Source organism: Prauserella flavalba, assembly GCF_003202235.1.
Taxonomy (GTDB): domain Bacteria; phylum Actinomycetota; class Actinomycetes; order Mycobacteriales; family Pseudonocardiaceae; genus Prauserella_A; species Prauserella_A flavalba.
Map to the genome: position 1 here is coordinate 1 of NZ_MASU01000004.1, position 24,979 is coordinate 24,979.

The 24,979-nt window shown below is 65.4% G+C and carries 20 protein-coding genes and 2 rRNA genes; 9 read left to right on the forward strand and 13 right to left on the reverse strand.

Features of this window, described 5'->3' with window-relative positions; all coding sequences use genetic code 11:
• Positions 1-84 precede the first annotated feature (84 nt).
• The 6 genes from BA062_RS07095 to BA062_RS07120 all read left to right on the forward strand — a co-directional run bounded on the left by BA062_RS07095 (position 85) and on the right by BA062_RS07120 (position 8,785).
• Positions 85-3,208, forward strand: a 23S ribosomal RNA gene (locus BA062_RS07095).
• Between the two features lie 79 nt (positions 3,209-3,287).
• A 5S ribosomal RNA gene (gene rrf, locus BA062_RS07100) occupies positions 3,288-3,404 on the forward strand.
• A 113-nt stretch (positions 3,405-3,517) separates the two neighbouring features.
• Positions 3,518-4,378, forward strand: a complete 861-nt coding sequence (locus tag BA062_RS07105) for a GNAT family N-acetyltransferase (protein ID WP_110335283.1) — start codon at positions 3,518-3,520, stop codon at positions 4,376-4,378.
• Positions 4,375-5,130, forward strand: a complete 756-nt coding sequence (locus tag BA062_RS07110; RefSeq protein WP_110335284.1) for a type 1 glutamine amidotransferase — start codon at positions 4,375-4,377, stop codon at positions 5,128-5,130. The genes BA062_RS07105 and BA062_RS07110 overlap by 4 nt, the downstream gene beginning before the upstream one ends.
• Before the next feature lie 117 nt (positions 5,131-5,247).
• Complete coding sequence (locus BA062_RS07115) at positions 5,248-8,220, forward strand: bifunctional [glutamine synthetase] adenylyltransferase/[glutamine synthetase]-adenylyl-L-tyrosine phosphorylase (protein WP_110335285.1); 2,973 nt, start codon at positions 5,248-5,250, stop codon at positions 8,218-8,220.
• 136 nt (positions 8,221-8,356) lie between these two features.
• Positions 8,357-8,785, forward strand: a complete 429-nt coding sequence (locus tag BA062_RS07120; protein ID WP_110335286.1) for an acyl-CoA thioesterase — start codon at positions 8,357-8,359, stop codon at positions 8,783-8,785.
• A gap of 478 nt (positions 8,786-9,263) precedes the next feature.
• Here BA062_RS07120 and BA062_RS07125 read toward each other — a convergent pair whose 3' ends face one another.
• From BA062_RS07125 to BA062_RS07145, 3 genes are read right to left on the reverse strand one after another with little or no spacing between them, the layout of a single operon-like run.
• Positions 9,264-10,751, reverse strand: a complete 1,488-nt coding sequence (locus BA062_RS07125) for a class I SAM-dependent DNA methyltransferase (protein WP_245959713.1) — start codon at positions 10,749-10,751, stop codon at positions 9,264-9,266.
• Complete coding sequence (locus BA062_RS39500; protein WP_146240004.1) at positions 10,744-12,012, reverse strand: restriction endonuclease subunit S; 1,269 nt, start codon at positions 12,010-12,012, stop codon at positions 10,744-10,746. Before BA062_RS39500 ends, BA062_RS07125 begins: the two co-directional genes overlap by 8 nt.
• Entirely contained in the window at positions 12,009-14,762 is a 2,754-nt protein-coding gene (locus BA062_RS07145) for a type I restriction endonuclease subunit R (RefSeq protein WP_210406791.1), read from the reverse strand. The genes BA062_RS39500 and BA062_RS07145 overlap by 4 nt, the downstream gene beginning before the upstream one ends.
• Positions 14,763-15,655: 893 nt before the next feature.
• On the opposite strand from BA062_RS07145, the gene BA062_RS07150 reads away from it, so the two are divergent.
• The 3 genes from BA062_RS07150 (at position 15,656) to BA062_RS40450 (ending at position 17,937) form a co-directional block, all read left to right on the forward strand.
• A complete protein-coding gene (locus BA062_RS07150) occupies positions 15,656-16,288 on the forward strand; it encodes a NucA/NucB deoxyribonuclease domain-containing protein (protein ID WP_110335290.1) in 633 nt (210 codons plus the stop codon).
• Positions 16,285-16,806: a hypothetical protein gene (locus tag BA062_RS07155; protein WP_168213893.1), complete on the forward strand. Its 522-nt coding sequence runs from the start codon at positions 16,285-16,287 to the stop codon at positions 16,804-16,806. Before BA062_RS07150 ends, BA062_RS07155 begins: the two co-directional genes overlap by 4 nt.
• Positions 16,807-16,974: 168 nt before the next feature.
• Positions 16,975-17,937 carry a hypothetical protein gene (locus BA062_RS40450; RefSeq protein ID WP_245959714.1) on the forward strand — a complete coding sequence of 321 codons (963 nt, stop codon included), beginning with the start codon at positions 16,975-16,977 and terminating at the stop codon, positions 17,935-17,937.
• 68 nt (positions 17,938-18,005) lie between these two features.
• Here the strand turns inward: BA062_RS40450 and BA062_RS07165 are convergent, their stop codons facing one another.
• The 10 genes from BA062_RS07165 to BA062_RS07215 form a co-directional block, all read right to left on the reverse strand.
• A complete protein-coding gene (locus BA062_RS07165) occupies positions 18,006-18,779 on the reverse strand; it encodes a class I SAM-dependent methyltransferase (RefSeq protein WP_110335292.1) in 774 nt (257 codons plus the stop codon).
• Positions 18,780-19,440: 661 nt separating this feature from the next.
• Positions 19,441-19,776 carry a hypothetical protein gene (locus BA062_RS07175; protein ID WP_146240006.1) on the reverse strand — a complete coding sequence of 112 codons (336 nt, stop codon included), beginning with the start codon at positions 19,774-19,776 and terminating at the stop codon, positions 19,441-19,443.
• Between the two features lie 107 nt (positions 19,777-19,883).
• Positions 19,884-20,231, reverse strand: coding sequence for a PadR family transcriptional regulator (locus BA062_RS07180; RefSeq protein ID WP_110335310.1), 348 nt, complete (start codon positions 20,229-20,231; stop codon positions 19,884-19,886).
• A gap of 19 nt (positions 20,232-20,250) precedes the next feature.
• Positions 20,251-21,222: an aminoglycoside phosphotransferase family protein gene (locus BA062_RS07185; protein WP_168213894.1), complete on the reverse strand. Its 972-nt coding sequence runs from the start codon at positions 21,220-21,222 to the stop codon at positions 20,251-20,253.
• 14 nt (positions 21,223-21,236) lie between these two features.
• Positions 21,237-22,064, reverse strand: coding sequence for an inositol monophosphatase family protein (locus BA062_RS07190; RefSeq protein ID WP_110335295.1), 828 nt, complete (start codon positions 22,062-22,064; stop codon positions 21,237-21,239).
• Positions 22,065-22,118: 54 nt separating this feature from the next.
• The gene (locus BA062_RS07195; RefSeq protein WP_146240008.1) at positions 22,119-22,484 is read right to left on the reverse strand and encodes a hypothetical protein; all 366 of its coding nucleotides are present in this window, start codon (positions 22,482-22,484) and stop codon (positions 22,119-22,121) included.
• Positions 22,481-22,918, reverse strand: coding sequence for an NUDIX domain-containing protein (locus BA062_RS07200; RefSeq protein ID WP_110335297.1), 438 nt, complete (start codon positions 22,916-22,918; stop codon positions 22,481-22,483). The genes BA062_RS07195 and BA062_RS07200 overlap by 4 nt, the downstream gene beginning before the upstream one ends.
• 102 nt (positions 22,919-23,020) lie before the next feature.
• Entirely contained in the window at positions 23,021-23,743 is a 723-nt protein-coding gene (locus BA062_RS07205) for a 7-carboxy-7-deazaguanine synthase QueE (RefSeq protein ID WP_110335298.1), read from the reverse strand.
• Positions 23,740-24,303: a 6-pyruvoyl trahydropterin synthase family protein gene (locus BA062_RS07210; RefSeq protein ID WP_110335299.1), complete on the reverse strand. Its 564-nt coding sequence runs from the start codon at positions 24,301-24,303 to the stop codon at positions 23,740-23,742. Before BA062_RS07210 ends, BA062_RS07205 begins: the two co-directional genes overlap by 4 nt.
• 256 nt (positions 24,304-24,559) lie before the next feature.
• Entirely contained in the window at positions 24,560-24,970 is a 411-nt protein-coding gene (locus BA062_RS07215) for an RNA polymerase-binding protein RbpA (RefSeq protein ID WP_110335300.1), read from the reverse strand.
• Positions 24,971-24,979: the final 9 nt, after the last annotated feature.

Here is a 24,979-nt window from a genome sequence, read left to right on the forward strand (position 1 = left end):
CACACTGTTGGGTCCTGAGGCAGCACGGTGGTGTTGTTTCGGTGTGGTGTTTGAGAATTGTAGAGTGAGTGCGAGCATCTTTGTGGTCAAGTTGTGTAGGGCACATGGTGGATGTCTGGGCACTAGGGGCCGATGAAGGACGTGGGAGGCTGCGATAAGCCTCGGGGAGCTGTCAACCGAGCTGTGATCCGAGGGTGTCCGAATGGGGTAACCCGGCACCTGTTATGAGGTGTCACCCGCACCTGAATGTATAGGGTGTGTGGAGGGAACGCGGGGAAGTGAAACATCTCAGTACCCGTAGGAAGAGAAAACAAGTGTGATTCCGTGAGTAGTGGCGAGCGAAAGCGGAGGAGGCTAAACCGTGCGCATGTCAAGCTGTCAGGTGTTGTGTGTGCGGGGTTGTGGGACCTGTCGTCCAGGGGCTGACACTTCTGGCGCTGATACACATGGTTAGTGGAACCGCTTGGGATGGCGGGCCGGAGTGGGTGAGAGTCCCGTACGCGAAAACTGTGTTGTGTTGGTGTGATGGTGTTCCCGAGTAGCAGCGAGCTCGTGGAATTTGCTGTGAATCTGCCGGGACCACCCGGTAAGCCTAAATACTTCCTGGTGACCGATAGCGGACGAGTACCGTGAGGGAAAGATGAAAAGTACCCCGGGAGGGGAGTGAAAGAGTACCTGAAACCGTGTGCCTGCAAGCCGTCAGAGCAGCGCTGGTCGTTGTGATGGCGTGCCTTTTGAAGAATGAGCCTGCGAGTTCGTGCTGCGTGGCGAGGTTAACCCGTGTGGGGTAGCCGTAGCGAAAGCGAGTCTGAAGAGGGCGTGTTAGTTGCGTGGTCGAGACCCGAAGCGGGGTGATCTACCCATGGCCAGGCTGAAGCGCCGGTAAGACGGCGTGGAGGGCCGAACCCACCAGGGTTGAAAACCTGGGGGATGAGTTGTGGGTAGGGGTGAAAGGCCAATCAAACTCCGTGATAGCTGGTTCTCCCCGAAATGCATTTAGGTGCAGCGTCGTATGTTTCACACCTGGGGTAGAGCTACTGGGTGGCCTAGGGGCCTTACCGGGTTACCGAAGTCAACCAAACTCCGAATACGGGTGTGTGAGAGTGCGGCAGTGAGACGGCGGGGGATAAGCTTCGTCGTCGAGAGGGAAACAGCCCAGAACGCCAGCTAAGGCCCCTAAGTGTGTGCTCAGTGGGAAAGGATGTGGAGTCGCTGAGACAACCAGGAGGTTGGCTTAGAAGCAGCCATCCTTGAAAGAGTGCGTAATAGCTCACTGGTCAAGTGGTTCTGCGCCGACAATGTAGCGGGGCTTAAGCACACCGCCGAAGCTGTGTCACTCACACAGGAGATCCGCTCCTCTCTTTGGGAGGGGGGTGTAGTCGTGTGGGTGGGTAGGGGAGCGTCCTGCATCCAGGGAAGCGGCCGCGTGAGCGAGTCGTGGAGGGTGTGGGAGTGAGAATGCAGGCATGAGTAGCGAATGCAGAGTGAGAATCTCTGCCGCCGGATGACCAAGGGTTCCTGGGCCAGGTTGTTCCGCCCAGGGTAAGTCGGGACCTAAGGCGAGGCCGACAGGCGTAGTCGATGGACAACGGGTTGATATTCCCGTACCCGCGTGTGTGCGTCCCTGGCGAGGCAGGGGATACTAACCACCCGAGCCGTATCATGACTCTTCGGAGTTGTGGTGTTGGTGAGCGTGGGGCCTGATCCTGTAGTAGTCAAGCGATGGGGTGACGCAGGAAGGTAGCCCCGCCAGTCAGTGGTGATACTGGTGTAAGCGTGTGGCCCGTCTGGTAGGTAAATCCGCCAGGCATGAAGGGTGAGGCGTGATGCGTAGCCGTTTGTGGTGAAGTAGGGTGATCCTCTGCTGCCGAGAAAAGCCTCTAGCGAGTGCATGTGTGGCCCGTACCCCAAACCGACACAGGTGGTCAGGTAGAGAATACTAAGGCGATCGGGTGAACTGTGGTTAAGGAACTCGGCAAATTGCCCCCGTAACTTCGGGAGAAGGGGGGCCAAGCCTGCTGAAGCCTTTTTCGGGCTAGGTGGGAGTGGCCGCAGAGACCAGCGGAAAGCGACTGTTTACTAAAAACACAGGTCCATGCGAAGACGCAAGTCGATGTATATGGACTGACGCCTGCCCGGTGCTGGAACGTTAAGAGGACCGGTTAACTCCTTTCGGGGGGTGAAGCTGAGAATTTAAGCGCCAGTAAACGGCGGTGGTAACTATAACCATCCTAAGGTAGCGAAATTCCTTGTCGGGTAAGTTCCGACCTGCACGAATGGCGTAACGACTTTCCGGCTGTCTCAACCACAGGCCCGGCGAAATTGCACTACGAGTAAAGATGCTCGTTTCGCGCGGCAGGACGGAAAGACCCCGGGACCTTTACTATAGCTTGGTATTGGTTTTCGGTTCGGCTTGTGTAGGATAGGTGGGAGACTGTGAAGCTGGCACGCTAGTGTTGGTGGAGTCGTTGTTGAAATACCACTCTGGTCGTGCTGGGAATCTAACTTCGGACCGTGATCCGGTTCAGGGACAGTGCCTGGTGGGTAGTTTAACTGGGGCGGTTGCCTCCTAAAGGGTAACGGAGGCGCCCAAAGGTTCCCTCAGCCTGGTTGGCAATCAGGTGTTGAGTGTAAGTGCACAAGGGAGCTTGACTGTGAGACTGACGGGTCGAGCAGGTACGAAAGTAGGGACTAGTGATCCGGCACCTCCTGGTGGAAGGGGTGTCGCTCAACGGATAAAAGGTACCCCGGGGATAACAGGCTGATCTTGCCCAAGAGTCCATATCGACGGCATGGTTTGGCACCTCGATGTCGGCTCGTCGCATCCTGGGGCCGGAGTAGGTCCCAAGGGTTGGGCTGTTCGCCCATTAAAGCGGCACGCGAGCTGGGTTTAGAACGTCGTGAGACAGTTCGGTCCCTATCCGCCGCGCGCGTAGGAGACTTGCGGAAGGCTGTCCCTAGTACGAGAGGACCGGGACGGACGAACCTCTGGTATGCCAGTTGTCACGCCAGTGGCATGGCTGGTTGGCTACGTTCGGAAGGGATAACCGCTGAAGGCATCTAAGCGGGAAGCCTGTTCCTAGATGAGGTCTCCCACCCCTTTGTGGGTTAAGGCTCCCAGTAGACCACTGGGTTGATAGGCCAGACATGGACGCACGGTAACGTGTTTTTGAGTGGACTGGTACTAATCGGCCGAGGACTTGCCTACAAAGGTGCTACGCACTCACTCTACGATTCTGAAACACCACACGCATGTGATATGTGGATAGTGATGGTTTCACCAGTGTTTCGGTGGTTATAGCGGTGGGGTCACGCCCGGTCCCATTCCGAACCCGGAAGCTAAGCCCACCAGCGCCGATGGTACTGCACCCGTGGGGGTGTGGGAGAGTAGGACACCGCCGAACTTAACGTGATAAAAGAAGCCCCAGAGGCAGGTTGGTCGAGGATTTCCTCCCACCTCCTCTGGGGTTTCTATATTTGATGGACTTCTGGTGAAGCACGCTGACAAGGTGATCGGGTGGATGTCACCGTGCACACCGAAACCCAGGCATTCGCCGAGCTGGTCAGACCCTTCTACGCCGCTGATCCGGTACGACACACGGCCGCGCTCACCGCTCTGCGCAGCGTAGAAGCGGGCGGCAAGGCCGGCGTCCTGGCCTCGATCACGGCCGACGCCCGAGTTGTCGGTGCGCTCGTCTGGGATCCGCCCTTTCCGGCCACGGTCAGTGGAGTTCCGGCGACCGCCGCCCGGCAGACCGCGGAAGCAGTCGCGGCAGTCGGCGCCACGTTCGGCAGCATTCGTGGTCCACGCCCTGAAGCCGAAGCATTCGCGCAAGCGTGGTCTGCAGCCACCGGCATGATCGCCGAGGAGTCGTCGAGCCAGTGGCTTTACGAGTTGGGGGACGTCCTCACGTCGCCGCAGGGAGTCGATGGTCGGTTCAGGCCTGCGACGGTCGGCGATGCCGAACGGATCGCCGAGTGGCGTCAAGCCTTCGCACACGAGGCGGGAATGCGACTTCGGCGATCTGAGACCTCAGCTGCCGTCGCCGAGCTCATTGTCGACAGAACGACGTGCGGGCTGTGGTGTGTGGCGGATGAACCCGTGGCCATGGCGACCGCCCGGGCTCCAGAATGCGGCATGTCGCGGATCAGCTACGTCTACACCCCGCCGGAGCTTCGAGGACGTGGCTACGCGTCCGCGGTGACCGCTGCCGTCTCGCAACTGGTACGTGCTGCCGGAGTCCGCCACATCGTGCTTTTCGCGGACCGCGCGAACCCGATCTCGAACCGGATCTATCAACGGATGGGCTTCGAGAAGCAGGCGGAGCACCCGGAATACGTCTTCGCCGCGCCCGGCGCCCGTAGGCTGGAATCGTGAGCACACCACGACTGCTGGTCATTCAGCCCGACGTCACGGATCCGGCAGGCCCGCTCGGGGAGTGGCTGACCGAAGCCGGAGCAGAGCTGGACGTGCGACTCCAGCCGGAGGACTCGCTGCCAACGAGCCTTGACGGTTATGACGGCCTGGTGTGTCTCGGTGGCGGGATGAACGCCGAGGAGGACGCGGAGTACCCCTGGCTGGCAGAGGTTCGTGGCCTTCTCGGCAAGGCAGCGGGCACCGGTGTTCCCACTCTGGCGGTGTGCCTGGGTGCGCAGCTCCTGGCGGTTGCGACGGGCGGCAAGGTGATCAGGGCCGCTGACGGCCCGGAGGTCGGTCCGGCGCTGGTGGCGAAGAAGGACGCGGCATGGGTGGATCCGTTGTTCGCGGACCTGCCGCTGATGCAGGACGTGTGGCAGTTCCACACCGACATCATCGAGCGGCTACCGCCGGGTGCGGAGCTGCTGGCCTCAGCGCCGCGTTATCCCCACCAGGCGTACCGGCTGAACAGCTGTGCGTACGGTGTGCAGTTCCACATCGAGACGACGCCGGCCGTCGTCCGCCAGTGGGCGGCCGACGCTCCGGACGTAGCCGCAACCGCACGTGAGGGAACCTTCGACGACGAGGCGCTGACCGAGGCTCACGCCGAAATCGCGGAGACGTGGCGCCCCTTCGCACACCGGTTCGTCCGCCTGGCCGCAGGCGATCTCCAACCAGTCGCCGACAAGCGTCGCACTCTCCCCCTCGCCTGACCCGCCACAAGGGAGCAAGGGAGCTTTGCTCCCGCCAAACGAGAGCAAAGCTCCCTTGCTCCTGCTTGGTGGCTGTCGCGAGGTGTCCGTTCGCGGATACGGCTACGGTGAGGACCGATGGTAGAGAGCGTTCGGCCGCGCGCGTCCGCGGCGAGGTTCGGCTTCACCGACGACCGCGCCGAAGAGCACCTTCGCGCCGCAGGCTGGTGGAACGACACGGGACCTGCCGAGGCAGTGCAGCACGTCCTCGCGGCGTTCTCCCGCGCCCCTGATCCCGATCTTGCGCTACGTGCGGTCGACCGGCTTCGCGAAGCCGCTCAGGAAGGCTGGCCCGAGCTCGCCGACGCCATCCGCGACGACGCGACGCTGCGCGGGCGCCTCCTGGCCGTGCTGGGTACGTCGACGGCCGTCGCTGACTTCCTCGTGGGCGCGCCCGGCGAGTGGCGCCGCCTCACCGCCACGGCCCGCACCCCGGTCGCCGACTACAGCAACGTACTCCTCGCGGCAGTCCAATCCGGCGACCAGGTGCTCACCGGCCGGGACGCGGAGCAGGCCCTGCGCAAGGCCTACCGCGGCCTGCTCATGGAGATCGCTGCCGTTGACGTCGGTCATCTCGTCGAACCCGGAATCGACCGGCCCTCGTTCGCCGAGATCACCAGCGCACTCACCGAACTCGCCGACGCGTCCCTGCGCGCGGGCCTCGTCGTCGCAGGCCAGGAGGTCGCGTCCTCGGCCGACGCGGTCCTTGCCGTCATCGCGATGGGCAAATGCGGCGGTCGGGAACTCAACTACGTCAGCGACGTCGACGTCGTGTTCGTCGGCGAGGGCGACCTGCAGGTCGCGACTCGCCTGGCCACCACGATGATGCGCGTCGTCGGCCATGCCTGCTTCGAGGTCGACGCCGCCCTACGTCCCGAGGGCAAGGCCGGCGCCCTCGTCCGAACCCTCGAGGGACACGAGGCTTACTACAAGAAGTGGGCACGCACCTGGGAGTTCCAGGCCCTGCTCAAGGCACGTCCCGCCGCCGGTGACGCCGAGCTGGGCCGTCGCTATGCCGAGCTGGTCGCGCCGATGGTGTGGTCGGCGGCGGAACGGGAAAACTTCGTCACGGACGTCCAGCAGATGCGCCGCCGTGTCGAGCGGCATGTTCCCTCCGAGATCGTCGATCGCGAGCTGAAGCTCGGCATCGGCGGACTGCGCGACGTCGAGTTCGCCGTCCAGCTGCTGCAACTGGTGCATGGCCGCGCGGACGCGGAACTGCGGTCGGCCTCCACGATGGAGGCGCTGGAAGCGCTCGGCGCCGGAGGCTACGTCGGCCGCGCCGACGCGGCCGAGATGCGAGCCTCCTACGAGTTCCTGCGCACAATGGAGCACCGGCTGCAGCTGCGGGCCCTCCGCCGCACGCACCTCTTCCCCGAGTACGAGGACACCGCGCAGCTGCGCTGGCTGGCGCGGGCGAGCGGTGTCGCGCCGAGGCGGGACAGGTCGGAGAGCGACATCCTCGTCGCCGAGTTCCGCAGGCACGCACAGCGCATCCGCCGACTGCACGAGAAGCTGTTCTACCGGCCGCTGCTGGACGCCGTCGCTCGCGTCCCCACCGCGGCGCTCCGGCTGACGACCTCGCAAGCCGAGAGCCGCCTCGCCGCGCTCGGCTACGCGGCACCGGACGGCGCATTGCGGCACATCCAGGCGTTGACGTCGGGCGTCTCGCGGCGTGCCGCGATCCAACAGACCCTGCTGCCGGTGCTGCTCGACCTGCTCGCCGACACCACAGACCCCGACGGGGGCCTCCTCGCCTACCGCCGTGTCTCGGAGGCGCTCGCGGACACCCCGTGGTACCTCCGCGTGCTGCGGGACGAGGCCGCGGTGGTCGAGCACCTGGCGTTTCTGCTGGGAACATCCCGGCTCGTGCCGGACCTGCTCGTGCGCGCGCCCGAGGTCCTGCAGTTGCTGGGGGAGCCCGAACGGTTGGCCGGCCGCTCACCGCTGGAGGTGGCGGGTTCGTTGCGCGCCGCGGCACGCAGGCAGCCCGGGCTCAAGGCCGCCGTCGCCGCTGCCCGATCGCTGCGCAGGCACGAACTGTTGCGGATCGCGTGTGCCGACCTGCTCGGCCTGCTCGACGTGCCCGCCGTCTGCGCGGCGCTGTCCTCGGTGTGGGGAGCGGTGCTGCAGAGTGCACTGGCCGCGGCGATTCGTCAGCGAGCCGCCGAGGTCGGTGGTGAGCCCGCGAAGATCGCCGTGATCGGGATGGGGCGGCTTGGCGGGCAGGAACTCGGGTACGGATCCGACGCCGACGTGCTGTTCGTCTGCGACACGAACAACGGGGCGAGCGATGCCGACGCACTGAAGTTCGCGACGTCCGTGGCCGAGACGGTCCGCCAGGTGCTCGGTGCGCCAACCCAGGACCCGGCGCTGGAGGTGGATGCCAACCTTCGCCCGGAGGGCCGCAGCGGCCCGCTTGTGCGGACGCTCGACTCGTATCGCGCCTACTACGCGAGGTGGGGCGAGGTCTGGGAGGCGCAGGCCCTGCTGCGGGCTCGCTTTGTCGCGGGCGACGAGGGCCTCGGAGAGCAGTTCATCGCAGACATCGACCCGGTGCGTTATCCGAAAGGCGGGCTGGACGCCACGAAGGTGCGCGAGGTGCGCAGGATCAAGGCGAGAGTGGACACGGAACGGATGCCGAGGGGCGCCGACCCGACCACGCACGCCAAGCTCGGCCGAGGTGGGCTGGCGGACGTCGAGTGGACGGTGCAGCTGATGCAGCTGCGGCACGCTCACGAAGTGGACGCCCTGCGCACGCCGTCGACGCCCGCCGCGTTGCAGGCGATGGCCGACGCCGGGCTGGCCGATGCCGAGGACATCGGCTCGCTGCTCGACTCGTGGCTGCTGGCGACGCGGGCCCGCAACGTCGCGATGCTGGTCCGGGGCAAAGCCGTCGACCAGCTGCCGACATCGGGCCGGGAACTCGCGGCCGTGGCGAGGGTCTTCGGCTACGCCGCCGACGACGACCCCGGTGAGTTCCTCGACGCGTACCGGCGGACGACCCGCCGCGCCCACGCCGTCGTCGAGCGCCTCTTCTACGAGAGCTGACCCCTCGCCACGCGAACGGAGCCCTCCCCGCCTCGCCCAGCAGGGAGCAAGGGAGCTTTGCTCCCGCCAGGCGAGAGCAAAAGTCCCTTGCTCACCTTGGCGGGACGTCGCGGGCCGGGAAATCTAGGGTGAGGCTGTGACTGAGCGCGAACCCTTCCGGGTCCAGATCAAGGTGAGGCAGTACGAGCTCGACAGTTTGGGCCACGTCAACCACGCCGTCTACCACCAGTACGCCGAAGTCGCCCGGACCTCGCTCGCCGAGGCCGCCGGAGCGACCAAGGGCGGACTGGAGGAGGCACGGCTAGCCACCGTCATGCTGGAGTCCCACATCAGTTTCCGTCGCGAACTTCGCTACGGCGAGGTCGTCGACGTTACCTGCGAGACCAAGTTCGGCGAAGGCAAGACGTTCCGGATGGACTCCAACATCTACAAGGCCGACGGCACGTTGTCCGCCGAGCTCACCTGCACGCTCGGCCTCATGGACCTCGACCGACGCAAGCTCGTCGCCGAACCACGTAAGCGCTTCGAAGAGGCCGGCGTCGACCTGAGCATCTTCGGCGGCTGAACCGCGCACAAAGAAACGCCGACGGCGAGGGTGTTTTCCACTCCCCGCCGCCGGCGTGGCTTTGTACCGCTACCGCAAGATCACACGTCGTAGTTGTGTGCAGCCGCCGCGCTGACCTGTGCCTTTGCGATTGCACCCCGTTTGACCTGGTGGTTTGTGGTTGTTGCCGGTCGTTGTCGGTGGTCATTCTTCGACGTATGACGGCCTGTAGACGGCCTGGGGTTGCAGGGTGCGCCGGATACCCAGTGTGACACTGGCACGGATCCGACTGGGCACCACCGCTGGCGCTCGTCCCGGCTGAAGCGCGTCGCGATCGAGCTTACGCATCTTCTGCTCGCCACCAGCCGCGTCGACCGGTTCCATCGCACCCAGGGAACCACCGTACCGCCCGCGATCACGTCACGCGCCAAACCGCCGCCAGTACGACCCGAAGCGGTCTGGATCGCGTTCATGCGCCGGTTGACCCTGCTGGCCAGCATCAGTCCTGCATCGCGCCAGACGACGGCTCGAGGGCTACCGCGACGGCCTCCAGTTCGACGAGCGCAGCAGTAAGGTCCTCGATGATCTCGCGGGCGATGAGATGAGGTGCTGGGAGGTTATCCGTGTCTTCGAGCGACTCGTCGCGGAGCCACGTGATGTCCAGGTTGACCTTGTCCCGCGCGATGAGTTCGTCGTAGGTGAATGACTTGAACCGTTCGGATTCGACCCTCTCTGAACGTGGCCGTCCGGGGCCATAGCACTCGACGAAGTCGTCCAGGTGCTGGCGACGAAGTGGGTTCTGTTTGAGGGTGAAGTGTTGGTTGGTGCGCAGGTCGTAGACCCAGAGCCTGTCGGTCCAGGGGTGCTCGGCTGCGGGCTTCTTGTCGAAGAACAGCACGTTAGCCTTCACCCCCTGCGCGTAGAAGATGCCAGTAGGCAGACGCAGCATGGTGTGCAGGTCGAAGTCACCGAGCAGCTTGCGCCGCAGAATCTCGCCGGCGCCGCCCTCAAAGAGAACGTTGTCAGGGAGTACGACGGCTGCCCGGCCGTTGATGTCCAGGATCGTGGCGATGTGCTGGAGGAAGTTGAGCTGCTTGTTCGACGTGGTGACGACGAAGTCCTGGCGCTCGATCTCGCGGTCCTCGCGCACTTCGGTCCCATCGGCTCCGATCATCATCAAGGATGATTTCCGGCCGAAGGGTGGGTTGGACAGGACGACCGACCATCGCTGGCCGGGATCGGCGATCAGCGCGTCACGTACCTCGATCAACGAGTCGCCGGCCGGGTTGCCGATCCCGTGGAGGATCAGGTTCATTGCGGCGAGTCGGGCTGTGCCATCGACCAGCTCGTAGCCGTAGGCGAAGTCGTGCTGCAGGTGGTTCTTCTCGGTACGTGTCATCGACTCCGAACCGCGGGAGGCGTACTCGTGTGCGGCGAGTAGAAAGCCGCCCGTTCCTGCAGCGGGGTCGACCACAGTGTCCTTTACCGTCGGCTGGACACAGTCGACCATCGCCTGGATGACGGCGCGCGGCGTGAAGTACTGGCCTGCGCCGGACTTGATGTCCTCGGCGCCCTTGGACAGGAGCGCCTCGTAGGCGTCGCCCTTGATGTCGGTGCCTGTGGCCGACCAGTTTTCTTTGTCGATGAGGTCGACGATGAGCCGCTTCAGCTTCGCAGGGTCCTGGATCCGGTTCTGCGCCTTGCGGAAGATGGTGCCGAGTACACCCGGTCGTTTCCCGAGTTCTTCGAGGATGTGCCGGTACTGCGTCTCCAGTGCGTCGCCCTTGGCGTCCAGTAGTGTCTGCCAGGAGTACTCCGGCGGGACGATCTGCTGCGGGTTGAGCTTCCGGGTGGCGCGCTCGTGCGCCATCTTGAGGAACAGCAGATAGGTGAGCTGCTCGGTGTACTCGATCGTGCCAACACCGTCGTCGCGCAGCACGTTGCAATACGACCACAGTTTGTCGACCAAGCGACGCGCGTCAGACACCAGTAGACTCCTCGACATCGTTGTTCAACGCACCCGAGTATGCGGCAGTCAACACCGCGCGCCGGAGTACTGCAACGCGCAGGCGTCCACCCGTTGCGGCTTGTTCGATTCGCTTGATCTCCGAGTCCCGTTCGGCGTACTCCTTCGCGAGCCAGCGCTGGAGGTCTGGATCGACTTTTGGCAACCGGATACTCATCAGTGATTTTTGAGAGATGTTACGCATGGAGTCTTTAGTGCCGGTTGCTGCCGCCGAAATTTGATGTCTAGCGCTTGGTGCCTGGAGCGCCCTCCACAGCCACTCAGGGTGCACGTCATTCGTCGGCAGGAGTCGGAGGCTCTTGTCGCTCAGAAGGAGCCTTCGGCGTACCTCGCCAACAAGGACCGGCGCGCCCACATACTCACTCGTGTTGGCGCGACTGACCAGGAGGTCGCCTGGCATGATCTCGAAATCCGGGTTCGCCAGCGGTTCAGGGATCGCCTTGTTCTCCTGCGGGCGGAACTCGCCCCAGGTCATTGCGCTGACCTTGACGATTCCCCACTCGTTGTCCTTGGCGGGTGGTGCGGAACCTCCGAGGGACCGTCCCGCTTGGATTCCTACGAGAAGGTCACCGAGCGCGACTGAATCCCCTCCGTTCAGACCGAACTTTGCGTTGAGCTCAGCCTGTCGCATCCTTGTTAGCCGTTGAGCTGTAACCGCGCATGTGCCCAGTACCGAATCGAGGCGGGACAGGTGATCTTCGAGCAGGTCCAGCAGTCGATTCTGCTCGGCTGCTGGTGGTATTGGAACCGGAAGCTGCTTGATCATCGAAAGGCTTATGGACGCCAAGTTTGTTGTCTGCTTGCCGTACTTCTCAAACCAGCCTTTGGCGCACTCATTGGCGAACCATGCAAGCAGTTTCGGGTGCAATACGTTGTTGCGGATCCGTGCCCGAAACACGTGGTTTTGATGGATGCAGTTGGGGACCTGGCCCTCCCACACCCATCCTCGGCCCAGCTTGTCGCGGTCGCCGCCCTCGTTCAGCAGTACATCGCCGGGTTGAAGCTGAAGCCGCCTGACGGTGGACTCTGGCACGCGAATTTCAGCCACCGAACTAACGTCGATGTGACCGCGCTGGACATTGGCGACACGCAAATACGGCACAAGAGGCAGGCGCGGATCTGATTGCTTCTTCGCATCCTTCGTGACTCCGCCAACAACGTCAGCGATTTCGCCAAGAGGCGCCCAGGTCCAACCGTGTGGGACCGGGAGGATCGGCATCATGCGGGGAGTTCCTTATTCAGTTCGTCCAGCAGCTCGGCCACGCGCACGTCGCCGAGGTCACGCAGGGCACCGTCAGCGCCGCCTCGCTCGCTGAAGGGAGCTTGGTCAAGATCTCCAGGGGTGATGCCCGCTGACGATGCGATTACCTCGACCATGCGATCGAGCCACCACCTCTCGGTCTCGCCGAACCGGACTCCGGCCTGTTCTTGCTGGGTAAGCCACGCAGCGTAGCGCTCGCGGACTCGCTCGGCGTACGGGACCAGCTCGTCGTCCTCGCCGATGGTGAAGCGCATGAGCGACACCAGGTCGGTCAGGGTGTGCCGGGTGCTGCGCCGGACGCGGCCCGTTTCGATGGCCTCGTAGGCGGCCCAGATCACATCGGGTGTCCAGTTGTAGGGCGGCCGGCTGATTCGCTCGGCGAGTTCCTGGATGTCGTCGAAGGAGACGCGCCGTTCGCGGGCCTCGGTCATCAGCTGGATGGCGGTGATCTCGTCACGGTGGTCGGCGAGGTACTGCGCCCACGACTCGACGATGGACTGGGCGCGACCGGTGTCGACCACGCCATGTGCGTCCAGGAGCACGTCCACGCTGACCTCGTCGATGACCTGGTCGTGGGCGCGCCGGAGTTCGAGGATGCGGTTGCGCAGCTCGGGGTTGGCGGCCAGCGGCCGGACCGCCCGGTCGAGCAGGTGCTGGATTGCGGCGGCCGGATCGGCGGCCCCCTGAATGGCCTGGGCCTGCTTGTCCGGGTCCACCGCCTCCACAAGGTCGCGAACGATCGACCGGACCGAGGTCCCGGCGACCTGGTCCAGTTCGGCCCGCTCGGCGGGCGTGAGCTGCAACTCGAGAGCAGTCAGGCGGGAGGCGAGGGTGGCCGTCTCGCTCTCGGTGAGGGTGAGGGTGGCGGCCTTGTCGAGCAGCTTCTTCAGGCTGATGCCCTTTTCTCGGTTCAGGGGCGGGTCGACGAAGTCGTGCTCGGTGACCCCAACAGCGTCGACGATCACGAAGCGGGTCTTCTCCGTGGCGTCCGGGGTGACCGCGCGGAAGTCGGCCGAGGGGATCGTGCGCGCGCCGCGGCCCTTCATCTGCTCGAAGTACTGCGCGGAGCGGACGTCGCGCATGAAGAACACGCACTCCAGCGGCTTGACGTCGGTCCCGGTGGCGATCATGTCCACGGTGACCGCGATCCGCAGCACCGCCGAGGTGCGGAACGCCTGGAGCTGGCCCTTGGGATCCTTCGCGTTGTAGGTGATCTTGGTGGCGAAGTCGTTGCCCTTGCCGAACACCTCCCGGACGGTGGTGACGACCTCTTCGGCGTGGTTGTCGTCCTTGCAGAAAATCAAGGTCTTGGGGACGGTCCCACGGCCGGGGAAGATCTCGGGCAGCTTGTCGCGGAAGGTCTCCAGGACCAGGCGGATCTGGCTGGTCGAGGTCACCGCCCGGTCCAGTTGCCGGCTGGTGTAGACGAGGTCCTCGTCGAGCGCCTCCAGCCGTTGGACGCGGGTGCGGCGATCGACCATCGGCACGACGGTGCCAGCCTCGATCGAGGAACCGTCGGCGGTGATCTGGGTCTTGATCCGGTACAGGTCGAAGTCGACGTTGACCAGGTCTGCTACCGACTCGGGGTAGGTGTACTCGGACACGAGGTTCTGGCGGAAGAACCCGAAGGTCTGCTTCCCCGGCGTGGCGGTCAGGCCGACGATGTGGGCGTCGAAGTACTCCAGCACCCCGCGCCACACGCCGTAGATGGAGCGGTGTGCCTCGTCCACGATGACCAGGTCGAACGTCTCCGGCGGCATCAGCGGGTTGTACGCGACCCTCACCGGTGCCGCAGGGATGTAGCCGTCCAACCCAGGGTCGTCGCCCTCGGTCACGTCCTCGTTCTGCAGCGCCTTGAACACCCGCTGGATCGTGGAGATCACCACGTGGCTGGAGCCGAGCATCCCCGCGCCGGTGAGCTTGTCGACGTTGTAGATCTCGGTGAACCGGCGCCCATCGTCAGGTGTGCGGTAGCCCTGGAACTCCGCGAACGTCTGGTCGCCCAGGTTGTTGCGGTCGACCAGGAACAGCACCCGGTTGAACCCGCCGAACTTCAGCAGTCGGTAGGACTCGGCGACCGCCGTGTAGGTCTTGCCCGCCCCGGTGGCCATCTGCACCAGCGAGCGGTCGAACCGCTGCTCGGCGAGCGACTTCTCGATCCCGCGGATCGCCGCGACCTGGGCCTTGCGCATCGGCCGCTCGTCCAGCGCCGGCAGTGCCCGCACCTTCGCCCGCCACGTCGGCCGGGCCGGGTCACGCTCGGCGTCCCGCAGGATTCGCGCCAAGGTCTCCGGCTTCGGGACGTTGAACAGCCGTCGAGCCCGCGGCTGGGGGTCGTAACCGTTCGTGAAGTGGGTCTCCGAGCCGCTGGCCTCGAACACGAACGGCAGCCGGCCGTCGACCGCCAACGCCTTCAGCCGAACCTCGGGCGGCAACCCATCGGCGTACATGGCCGACTGCCACTCCACCCCGGACAGCGTCGTGCCGACCGGCTTCGCCTCGATGACCCCGACGACCCGCTGGTCCACGTAGAGCAGGTAGTCCACCCGGCCGTGCCCTCTGGCCATGATCATCTCGCGGACCGCGACGCCCTGGCCAGCGAACAAGTTGATGTCTTTACGGTCCTGAACCAACCACCCGGCGTTGGTCAACTGCTGGTCGATCAGCACCCGCGCCCGTTGTTCGGCTGCCAGCCGAGGGTCGTCCGTCACCTCGCCGTCTCCCCCTCCACCGTTGTTGACCACCAAAAGTCATCTTCCATCATGGGTACGACAGCACCAAGTAGCCCAGTGGCCGAGTCGAAAAGACTGCCTCGGCCGACATTGAGGAAGATCGCCAGTCATCGACTGTGAGTTACTCGACCTGCGCGCCGACTCGCCGTGCGACCTGTCGGAGCGTGAGAGAACGACGGCGTCGCGGCAGTCGCCGGGCGGGCGGTAACGGCTCTGCTGGCCGATCAAGGTGACCGCGCAGACTGGGCGGATCGTTCAGGAGACCGCTGAAGCGAGGTCGACGACCGTGTGCCTTGTCTATGCCACCCGCACGAGGCGTCAGTAGCCCCCAGTCAGGGTGGGACTTGTTGCCTGCTGAACTGGTCGATAGGGCGTGTCGTCCAGTTCGGCGATGTTGGCCAGAGGGCCTGAGCTGCGGAAGGTCCAACTGTGGCCGGCGTCGCCTGCTGTCGCACAGCCGTCGCACCTAACGCGAAGTACTCCGTCGGCCTCCGTAACCCGGTAGCCGACCATTGCGAGACGGTGAAGACCCCGGCGACATGTTGCTGGCACCACCACCGCTCTCGTGCCGGCGCTATCGACCCGGTAGCGTGCATCTCCGTCGCGCGGGGCGAGCTCGGGGTCTTGCAGTGCCATGACCAGCACCTTACCACCAATCCGAACACGTGTTCGATTCCCCTGGTGGCCGGAGTGGTCTTCCGAAGCCCGACTCCAGTGCCGTGCAGCGCTCCTCGCGCTGCGGTTGGCCGGTCCGGCGGACCGGCCAACATGAACGCTTGTGACAATGAGTGAGCGGTCGGCCGATCCCCGGCAAGTCACGACTCACCCGGTCGGCTCTAGCCGCCCTGGGTGGCCACCTCGAAGATCGTCGAGTGCCTTCCAAAACCAAGAGTGGGCTGCTGTTGCCTGTCATCCTCGTCGCCGCGGTTGTTGCGGCGGCAATTCCCGAGGTGAGGAACGACGTCCTGGGATTGTTCAACAGCTTCACTGGCGGCACAGAGTTGGTCGGTGACGGCGAGACCCAATTTATGGTTGCCGCGTCCGCTGCGTCCGACGTGCGCAAGTGCGCGCCGCAACAGGAATTAGCTGATGAGCAGTGTGATGACCTGAAATTTGTGATCATCGACGCTGCACGGATGCCGTTTATCGCGCGCAACATTTCCACTGCCTGGGCGGCGGGCAAGCCGGGCGTGTTGACGAAGGACAGGGCGGCGGAGGCCGTCAACCGACGGAAGGTCTGCCTATCGAGCTTTCCTCGGCCACACGGCGGCCAGTGTGACGAGTTTCCGTTCGCAAGCACCCGGCAGGGCGGTGAAGGAGCCCAGGAGCAAGAGGTCCCGGCACGGGAGAACCAATGCCAGGGCGGAACCCTCTCCAGGCGGTATGTTGCGGCCGGCATCGGGGACGGGGACGATTTCCTGGTGGTCATCACCCACCCGAGCAAGATCGCGCAAGGCCCCTACCAGGGGGTCGACATCGCGGCGGACCAGAGTTGGTGCGCATGATGAGCGACGCGACGGTCACGTTCGACCTAGAGGTCGAGATCGACTACGGCCAGCTCTACATCTATTCGGTGGCCCCGTGGGCAGACGACTCCGACAACGACGCGATGCTGCGCGCTCTGGATGACGCGCGCGGATCAGGCCGCTGGGTCGGTGTCGCCGATGGTGTGATCGACCTTGTTGTTCCCTTCCGGAAGAGCTTCGACGCTCCGATGCGGGTCGAGGTGTGGCCTGCGGAGCCGCCGTCGGACGACGACAACTGGGACCACGTGGTCGACGTTGACTTCGACGTGCGCAACGGCCAACTCGTGTTCGAGCCGTCCGGAGGTTTTACGCCGATCCGATGCAGTGAGCCCGTGCCGTCAGGTCGCTACCGTGCTCGCGTCTCCGGGCGCGGTTACGCCGAGATGGCGAAGGGAGCGGAGGGCCTGGACTCCTATCGGATTCGCCTCTGGCCGCGTGATGGTGAGAACGCTGCGGAGCTTCGCAAGAGCTGGCCAGGATGGGAACACGTCAAATGACTTCGTCATGGGGCTTCAGTGACCACGCGCGTGCTCGGTCGGCGTTCACCCGTTGTGGTGAAAGGGGATTTGTCGGCGCCCCTGTCATCCACATCCGAGATCGGACCGATGGTCACGCGAGGGGCGGCCCGGCGTACGGTCGGCGCAGGACGACCGCCGAGGAGTTCGATGTCAGGCGCTGACACGTTGTATCTGGCCTTCGCGCCGCAGCACGCGCCAGACGGCCACCAAGTGCTGGCGATCATCAGCCGTGGTGACGGCCCCGAAGTTGAACCCTTGGTCAGCCTGCCGGATGCCCCGTCGGTCACCATGCTGGCTTCCGCGCTGAACGGCGTACTGGTTCAGCAGGTGATCGCCGATCAACGCCTTTCTGCTGTGCTTGACCGTGCGCCGGAGCATGTGACGAAGACGATCTCCGCGCTGTTGCGCAGCCTGGCTTCGACCGGCGAAGATCAGCCGGCGTCATGCCTGGCTCGGCAACTCCTCATAGACGGCGACGACGGGTCCTTGCTGTTCCCGACCACCAATTGCCCCGGTCAGTGCGAGTTCTGCGGAACTTGCCGTAACGACTGCGTGGACTGCCCCGAGTGCGCAGACGGTGGGTGCGAGATCTGCCTCCCAGTCACCTTGACCCCGCGTACGGCGGCAGTGCTCGGGCAAGCGCTCGCCGTCCTCGCCGACGAGGCATACGACCTCGCCTACCGAACCGGCATGGGCCGAGATGGCGTGCTCGGCCCGTTGGGGGCTGTCCCGGCGTGCGTGGCTGGTCAGGATGAGTGGTTCCTGCGGCGCTATGCCCGCGCATTCGACGACCTGAGTTCCGACCTCGAAGTGGGTCGGCATCCGACGCCGACATGCACGGCTGAGGAGATCGCCCTCGACCTGGCCATCCAAGACGCTGAGCGGATCTACCACGACGAGGACGAACTTGTCGCTGGCTTGGAGGCCGAGCTGCCGGCCTCGCGGTCCGACTACAACTGGGACACGTTGCAGGACGTCTTGTTCCAGGACAAGGACTACGAAGGCTTGCTCACCTACCGCGGTCCGCTTGACCAGCAGGAGGTCGAGCGGTGGTTTGAAGAGTTCGGCAACGTTCCGCCCCGTGACCAGCGTCGCGGCTTCCGCCGCTAGCGCACCCGGCTGCCCGTGTACGGCCTGCGAGTCACCGACATCCCAGCGGTCGGTCGGTTCGGTGCCTGTCATCGCGCGGACTCGGTGCGGCTGTCCAAGCCACGGAATCTCGCCACCAGGCAGCCGACGGCCCCCAGGGTGGAGCCGGCCTGCTCGGGCGGGTCAAGATCCACGTCGAGCACGTCCCAACCGGCCAGACGCGCGCGGAGTTCGAGTTCGGGGGCGGGTAGGACGCGACGGTGCAGGATGTCGATCTCGGTGGTGCCGTCGTCGTGTTGCCAAGTCCTGCGGGTGGTGAGCAGATGGGTCAGCGGGCACCATTCGTCGTGGTCGGTGTAGGTGGCACGCAGGCTTCCGACCTCGACGCGCTGTGAAACCGCCGGGTCGCGGTCGGCGATGGGAGCCAGCAGCGTGTGCAGGATCAGCACGCTGTCGTGCCTCGCGTGCGCGGAGAACGTGGCGAACGCCGCGTCGAGAGCCGGCGCGTCGTGAACGTAGGACAGGCTGTTGCCCACGCACAGCACGACATCGAATGCGCGGTCAAGCCGGACGGTCGTGAAGTCACCGACGTGGAAGTCCACCCCAGGCCGGTGCTGGCGGGCGTAGTCGATCAGGTGGGGCTGGATGTCTACGCCGGTGACCGTGTATCGGCGGCTCAGGTACTCGGCGTCGATTCCGATCCAACAGCCCAGGTCCAGCACCGTGCCGGCGGTGGGGTGGTGTTGGTCGATCAGGTCGATCCAGCGTTGCGCACGTTCCTCAGCGGTCGGGCGGCGAAGGCGCTCGGCGAGGTCGGGACGCCGGTAGATGAAATTCGTCTGTTCAAGCTGAACACCGCGCATGTGTTCCTCGTGGGAGTGGGCAGGCTATGGGGGATCGGTCCGGCAGCCAGTCACCGGATCGCCAGGGGGATGCGTCTTGGCCGTTGGGCGGACTCACAACCGCCGCAAGCCGTCCAGGACCTGCTGGAGCATCGCGAGGTCGGGTCGTGCACGCTGTTGAATCGCCCGAGTCGCCGCGGCTTGTTCGTTCGCGAGGTCGTCGGTGGTCTGGTCTGTTGGCTCGTGGTCGAGCTGGCCGACGCGTGGTAGGTATGCCGTGACCGCGTTGGATAGGTCGTCCTTTGTGGACGATAAGTCCTGTGGCATGGTCGGGGTGTCATCGCCTGGAATGAGCCGGTGCAGCCCGACGTACCCAGTCGGAGGCCGACGGACAATCGGTTCGCCTCTGACATCACGCTGAACACGCGCTCGGTTTGAGGCGTTGGCGGCCACGAAATCATCGCCGATTCCCCACGCCACTCAGCGGGGAGAAATTGGCCTCGTCGTGGAGAAGAATCATGTTCGCCGTAACGCCTTCCGAGTGCCGACGCCGTCCTCGTCTGCGCGTCGTGTCAGATCAACTGGTCAAAGCAGTGAAACCCTCATGCAGCGGGTTTCTCCAGGGCGCCGACGGGGCGAACATGAGGCGTTGAAGTGGCGACGAGGGTGTTGACCTGCAAGTTCACATCGTGAACGGGGGATCGTTGTCCCCGTGATAATCGTCGGGGCGGGTCGCCGGATGGAAGAGCCAAGGCGTGTCACGTGCCTGCAACGCTCGCCAGTCCACTGGCCTGATGTAGTTCGGGTCGCCGACGGGGATGATCAACGTTGCTTCAGGGTCGTCGCCGAGCCGCTTGTCGTTCGCCCACCTAACTTGTGCAGGCGACAGCTCAGGTGGTCGCGTGTAGACCTGCCGGTCGGCTCTCCAGACCCGCACCTGTGCGACGGCCAAGAATGCCAGCAGCGCGACCAAGAAAACACCGAGAACGCTGCCAATCACAATCCATACGGCTGCCATCCCGCGTTCAGTTCTCGGCAGGGCGCGGTCTGTGGACGGAGCCTGTGTCTTGCTGGCGGACCAGCGATCTGGCCAGCCGCCATTCTGGACGGTCGGTGCGCATCGCCCTACTTCGTGACTGCCTCTGTTACGGCGGAACGGAAGATGGGCCGAAGCGCCCAGCCGAGCCACCTGCACGCGAACCCCAGCACGTCGCCGCTTCCGGCCGCCGACCTTCGGGCTGCGCCGATGCCCCGGTCGGTGATCCGGTAGTAGCGGCGTCGCGGCTGCCACGGGTGGGTGGGATCGCGGTCAGCCCAAGAGGAGCAGACCCACCCGGCGTTCTCCGAGCGAAGCAGAATCGGGTACGTGGTTCCGGGGAGCAGGCCCGTGCGCTCGTAGATTTCCAAGCCATGCAACGCCTTGTCAGGCTCGGCCGACAACGCCGTCAGCACGGCCAGCGTGTTCTTCCGCATACGTGCATCTCCTGTTCGATCATCCGCCGTTCGCGAGCAGGGTGCGGGTGCGGCGCCACTGGTGCTCGAAGGCGGACACCTGGTCGTGGCTGCGTTTCCAGCGCACGGCCAGCCAGCGCAGGGCCACGGTGCGGCGAGCGGCGGCGAACCGGCGGCGGCTCTGATCGTCGTCGACACCGAGTTCGGGCAGCAGAGCGAGCCACCGGTCGTCGTCGATCGTGCGGGCGCTGGGATGCTCGATGAGTTCGGCTGCATCGTAGGCAGCGTCGGAGTGACCGGCGAATTCCCAGTCCAGAACGTAGATCGCGCTGATGAAATCGTGCCAGAGCCAGTTGTCGAGGTTGCCATCGCCGTGGGAAAACACCAGCGGGGCCGGCTCGGCGAGGACGGCCGCGTCGCCGCGGTCGTGCCATGCGGTGAGCAACGCGGTCATGTCGCGGGTGAGGGCCTCGTCGGGGTACTGGCGCAATTGCTCAGTCCAGGTCCCGGTGATGCGGCGGACGAAGTCGCTCGCGGCGTCCAGACGGCCCAAGGTGGCGAATGGCCCGAGTGGGACCTGACGGATCTGCCGGAGGACGGTGACCAGCGCCGGCAGTGCCTTGCTGGGCCTGTCCAGCTTGGTGATCGGCAGTCCTGGCACGAACCGCAAGCCCACGGCGGGCAGCTCAGGATGTGGATCGTGCCAGAACGCCGCTCCGGCGGCGGTGACGCCGTGCTCGCCGAGGTGTCGCAGCGCGTTCCATTCGCATCGGGCGCGGTCGCGTTTGTCGGTGCGGTAGAGCTTGAGGCAGGACAAGCCCCGCGAGCTGCTCCAGCGGTAGACACGGTTGTTCCGGCCACCGGTGAGCCGGGTCAGCCCCAGCTCTGGCAGGTCGGCGTCCAGAGCCTCCGGCCGCGCGCGGTGTAGGGCGCGCAACTCGGCCAGCAGGTCGTTCGGGATGGTGTCGCGGTCCAACGTCGCGTGCTCCGGGTCGGTGTGGTCGGGCAGCACGGCCCGCCAGGCGGTCACGGCGTGCCCGCCGGTCGTGGCCAGTACGGCGTATCGCGGGCGATGTCCATCATCGGCAGCAGTGTGTCCGCGAGGGCGGGGGTTGTGGCCACGGTGCAGCGGGCGCGGGTGGAGTGCGGGCTGCCGTCAGCGTCGAGGACCAGCGCGCCGGCTTCGCGGGCGATGATCGCCCCGGAGGCGGTGTCCCAGGTCCGGTTGCCGAACAGGATGCTGGCGTCCAGGGTGCCGTCGGCGACCCACACCAGTTCGAGCGCGGTGGTGCCAAGGCGACGGACACCTTGTGCCTGAGCGGTCAGGCGCAGGTCCACGGTGACACACAACTGATCGCGAACGGTGGCGTCGGGACCGCTGCCGTAGTCACACAGAGCGATCAACGCCTGGTCGAGGCGAGCGGTCGTCGAGACGCTGATCGGGTCTCCGTCGCGGAAGGCGCCGCCGCCGGTGACGGCCCAGTACCGGCGCCCCAGGAACGGCAGGGCCGTGATGCCGAGGACGGGCTGGTGGTCGTGGACCAGGGCGAGTGCGATCGCGCACAGCGAGCCACCGTGGCTGAAGTTGATCGTGCCGTCGATCGGGTCGAGTACCCAGTAGGTGTTCTTGTCGCCGGAGGCACCGAGTTCCTCGCCGATGAAGCCGACGGCGGGATCCCAGCGGCTCAGTCGGTCTCGGATGAGGCGTTCGACGGCAAGGTCGATGTTGGTGACGACATCGCGGTCGCCTTTGATGTGGATCTGGGTCGGTTGGTGGCTCAGGGTGTGCTGGACGGCGAGGTCGATGGCGCGTTGCGCCGCGGTGAGGGCGTGATCGAGATCCGGGATCGACATCGAGGAGGTTTCCTTGGAACCGTGAGGAATGTGGTCGGGCTCGCTCATGGCGACCTATAAGGTCATCAGCGTCGAGACCGATGTCGCGATGCGGTGCCATTCGGCCGCACGTGCCCTCGCCAGTTCGGTTCCGATCGGGTCCTCTCCGTCGTCAGCGGTGAATGCCCATCGCCGGGCGCGGAAATCGGCGATGATCTCCAATGCGGCTGGCCCCATTGCGGCCACGATTTCGGCTGCCTGTTCCCGCACCAGCAAGCGGATTCGCTGCGGTTCTTGATATGGCCGCGTGCAGCGCGCGGTAGTTCGGGTGATGGGCAGGGGTTGTGGCACGAGAAACCCGGCCAGTTCGGTCGACGGTCGCGCGCCGTCAAGGAGGTGGTCGTGGCCAACGCGCGAGCTGTGGCTGTCGAGGATGGTCATGGTGTCCACGCCTGCCACGGGTTCTCGGCCCACAGAGTGCCGGCGATCAGCGCGTCGCGGACTGCTGTGGGTTCGAGGGTGGACAGTTCGCGTTCCCCAGCCCATCGGTGCGGACGGGGCGCCGACTCGTCGAGGCGGTCGCGCTCGGTGAGCGTGACGTCGAACAGGAAGACCAGCTCCGAGGTGGCCGGGTGTCCTGGCTGGGTGGTGTCGCGTTCGACGACGGCGCAGAAGTCCACTGCGGCGGCGGTCGCGCGGAGCTGGTCGCGCAATGCTCGGCGGAGTGCCTGTTCGACAGGTTCTCCCGTGCGGACCGGGCCGCCGGGCAGGGTGGTGTGGTCCGGGTGCTCGACCAGCAGAAGGCGTTCATCCCGTCCAATCAGGGCGTAGACGACGACGTGGGGTGTCGCGATGGGACTGCCGGGTTCGCTCATCGTGGGCCGCCTGTCGGTTGGAGCTGGGAGGGGAAGTCGATGGCCTCGCTCGACGACGAGCGCGGCGTGGGAACCCGGCCGGCGAACCTGCGGGCGATGGTGTCAGCGGCCACGGTCGTTCTCCCACAACAAGGTGTGCAACCGGGTCGACAGGTTCCATCCGTGCGCCAGCACCGGGTCGGCCAGGACTCGCATCCTGGCCAGGACGGTGGTGCTGTCCGTGCCTTCGGGCATCACCCACACCGGGTGAAGGTCGTAGGTGCTGACCAGTTCCTGGATCTCGTCGAGGTCATCGACGTCTTGAGCGACGAACTTCCAGCTCGCTTTCCCGCTGGCCGTCAGGTCCTTCAAGACGGTGGGCCGGATGCGTTGATGGCGTCGCAGCCGCGAGTGCGCGAGCTTCGGTGAGACGTTGAACCGAGTGACCGCCGAGGCGATCAAGGCTGTGGGCGCGATGGTGCCGGACGTCTCGATCTCGATGTCGGTGGCGAGTTGGCGCTCGCGGATCGCGTTCACCAGTCGCTCGACGACGCGCGGCTGCAGCAGTGGTTCACCGCCGGTTATCACGACCAGCCCGGCCGGGCCGCCGGACAGCCACGACAGGACGTCCTCGATCGAGACGATTCGCTGTTCGGCGGCGAGGTCGTAGCGACGCTGATCATGGGTTTGGGCGCTATCGCACCACACGCAGGAGATGTGGCAGCCGAACAGCCGGATGAAGCGCGCGTACCGGCCGGTGCTCGGCCCCTCGCCCTGAAAGGTCGGGCCGAACATCTCGTTGATCACGAGATCCCGTTCCGCGTCGGGCACCACCGGTAGCTTCATGACCCGTCCAGCGGCCCGGTGGTCGCGCTGTTGAGGTCGGTCTCCCGCACGAACACCCGGCCCACGCGGGCACCGGCAGCGCACGGCAACCCGGCGAGCACGACCTGGCTCATGCGCCGCACCAGCACGGCCACGGCCTCAACGGTCGGCCACATCAGGTCGGCTGCCAGCGCCTCCGCCTCTCCAGCGAGGCAAGCATGGCCGGTTCCGAAGCGGAACACCTTGCATTCCGCTGCCGCGAGAGGCTCCACGAGGGCGTCTTGGACGCCGAGCATGGTCCCGTGATCGAGGTGGGTGTCGATCCAGTGCCGGATACCGGCTTTCAAGGCACTGAACTCCACAACCGTGGCCTCGTCGCTCAGTCTCGGGGCGATCACGGAGACGGCTACCCGCCAGGAATGTCCGTGCAGGCTGGTGCACTTGCCACCCAGGTGCGGCAGGCGGTGCGCGGTTTCGAAGGAGTGCTCGACCGTGATCTGGTGGGCTGTCGGAACGCGGTCGTCCATCACGAGGTCTGCGGGGTTGGTGGTGGCGTGACCGGTCGTCGCCGTGCCGAGCATCGTGAACGCGGTTCCTCTCCACCGGGCGCTGCCGCAGCGCGGACTGTCGGTGCCATCGAGTAAGCCTTGGGGTGAGCTGCGGCGGAAGGCGTCGGGGGGAAGGGGAGTGCACCTTCCGCCGCAGTCGGGTCCAGTCAACGGCCGGTAATCACGGTGATCCAGAGCGTGGGTGCGGCGTCGATGAGGCGCGAATGAGGCGTTGTTTTGGTTGACCTGCGGAAACGGCGGCACCCGAGAGGGGAACACGGCCCGACGTTCACCCAGCGGGGTGACTGTAACGGTACGAGTAAGCCCTGCCGCCGATGACCACGCAACCTGGTCGCGCTCCGCCAAGCCGGCGGATGGCCATCAGCGTGTCGGCGAGAAGAGCCTCCAGTTCAGCCTCGCTCCGCCGCTCGTACAGCAGCACCAAGGGCGTCCGCGCGGGCTTGCCCTTCGCGGCGGCCGGTGTGTTCTCGGTTGCGTCGATCCGTCGGCTGCCCTCGACGCCGTGCTGTCGGCAAATCCAGCTCGCGGGTACCTCGGCGTCGGCCGCGAACTGCACGGTGAACCCGTGTCCCCGCGCGCAGGCGAACCGGGCGGTGACTCGGGCGGCGAGATCGGTGTCGCGCTCCACCTCCGCTGTGACGTGCCCCCGGCGATATCCGCGCAGTGCCCCTTTTCCCATCCGCCCCAG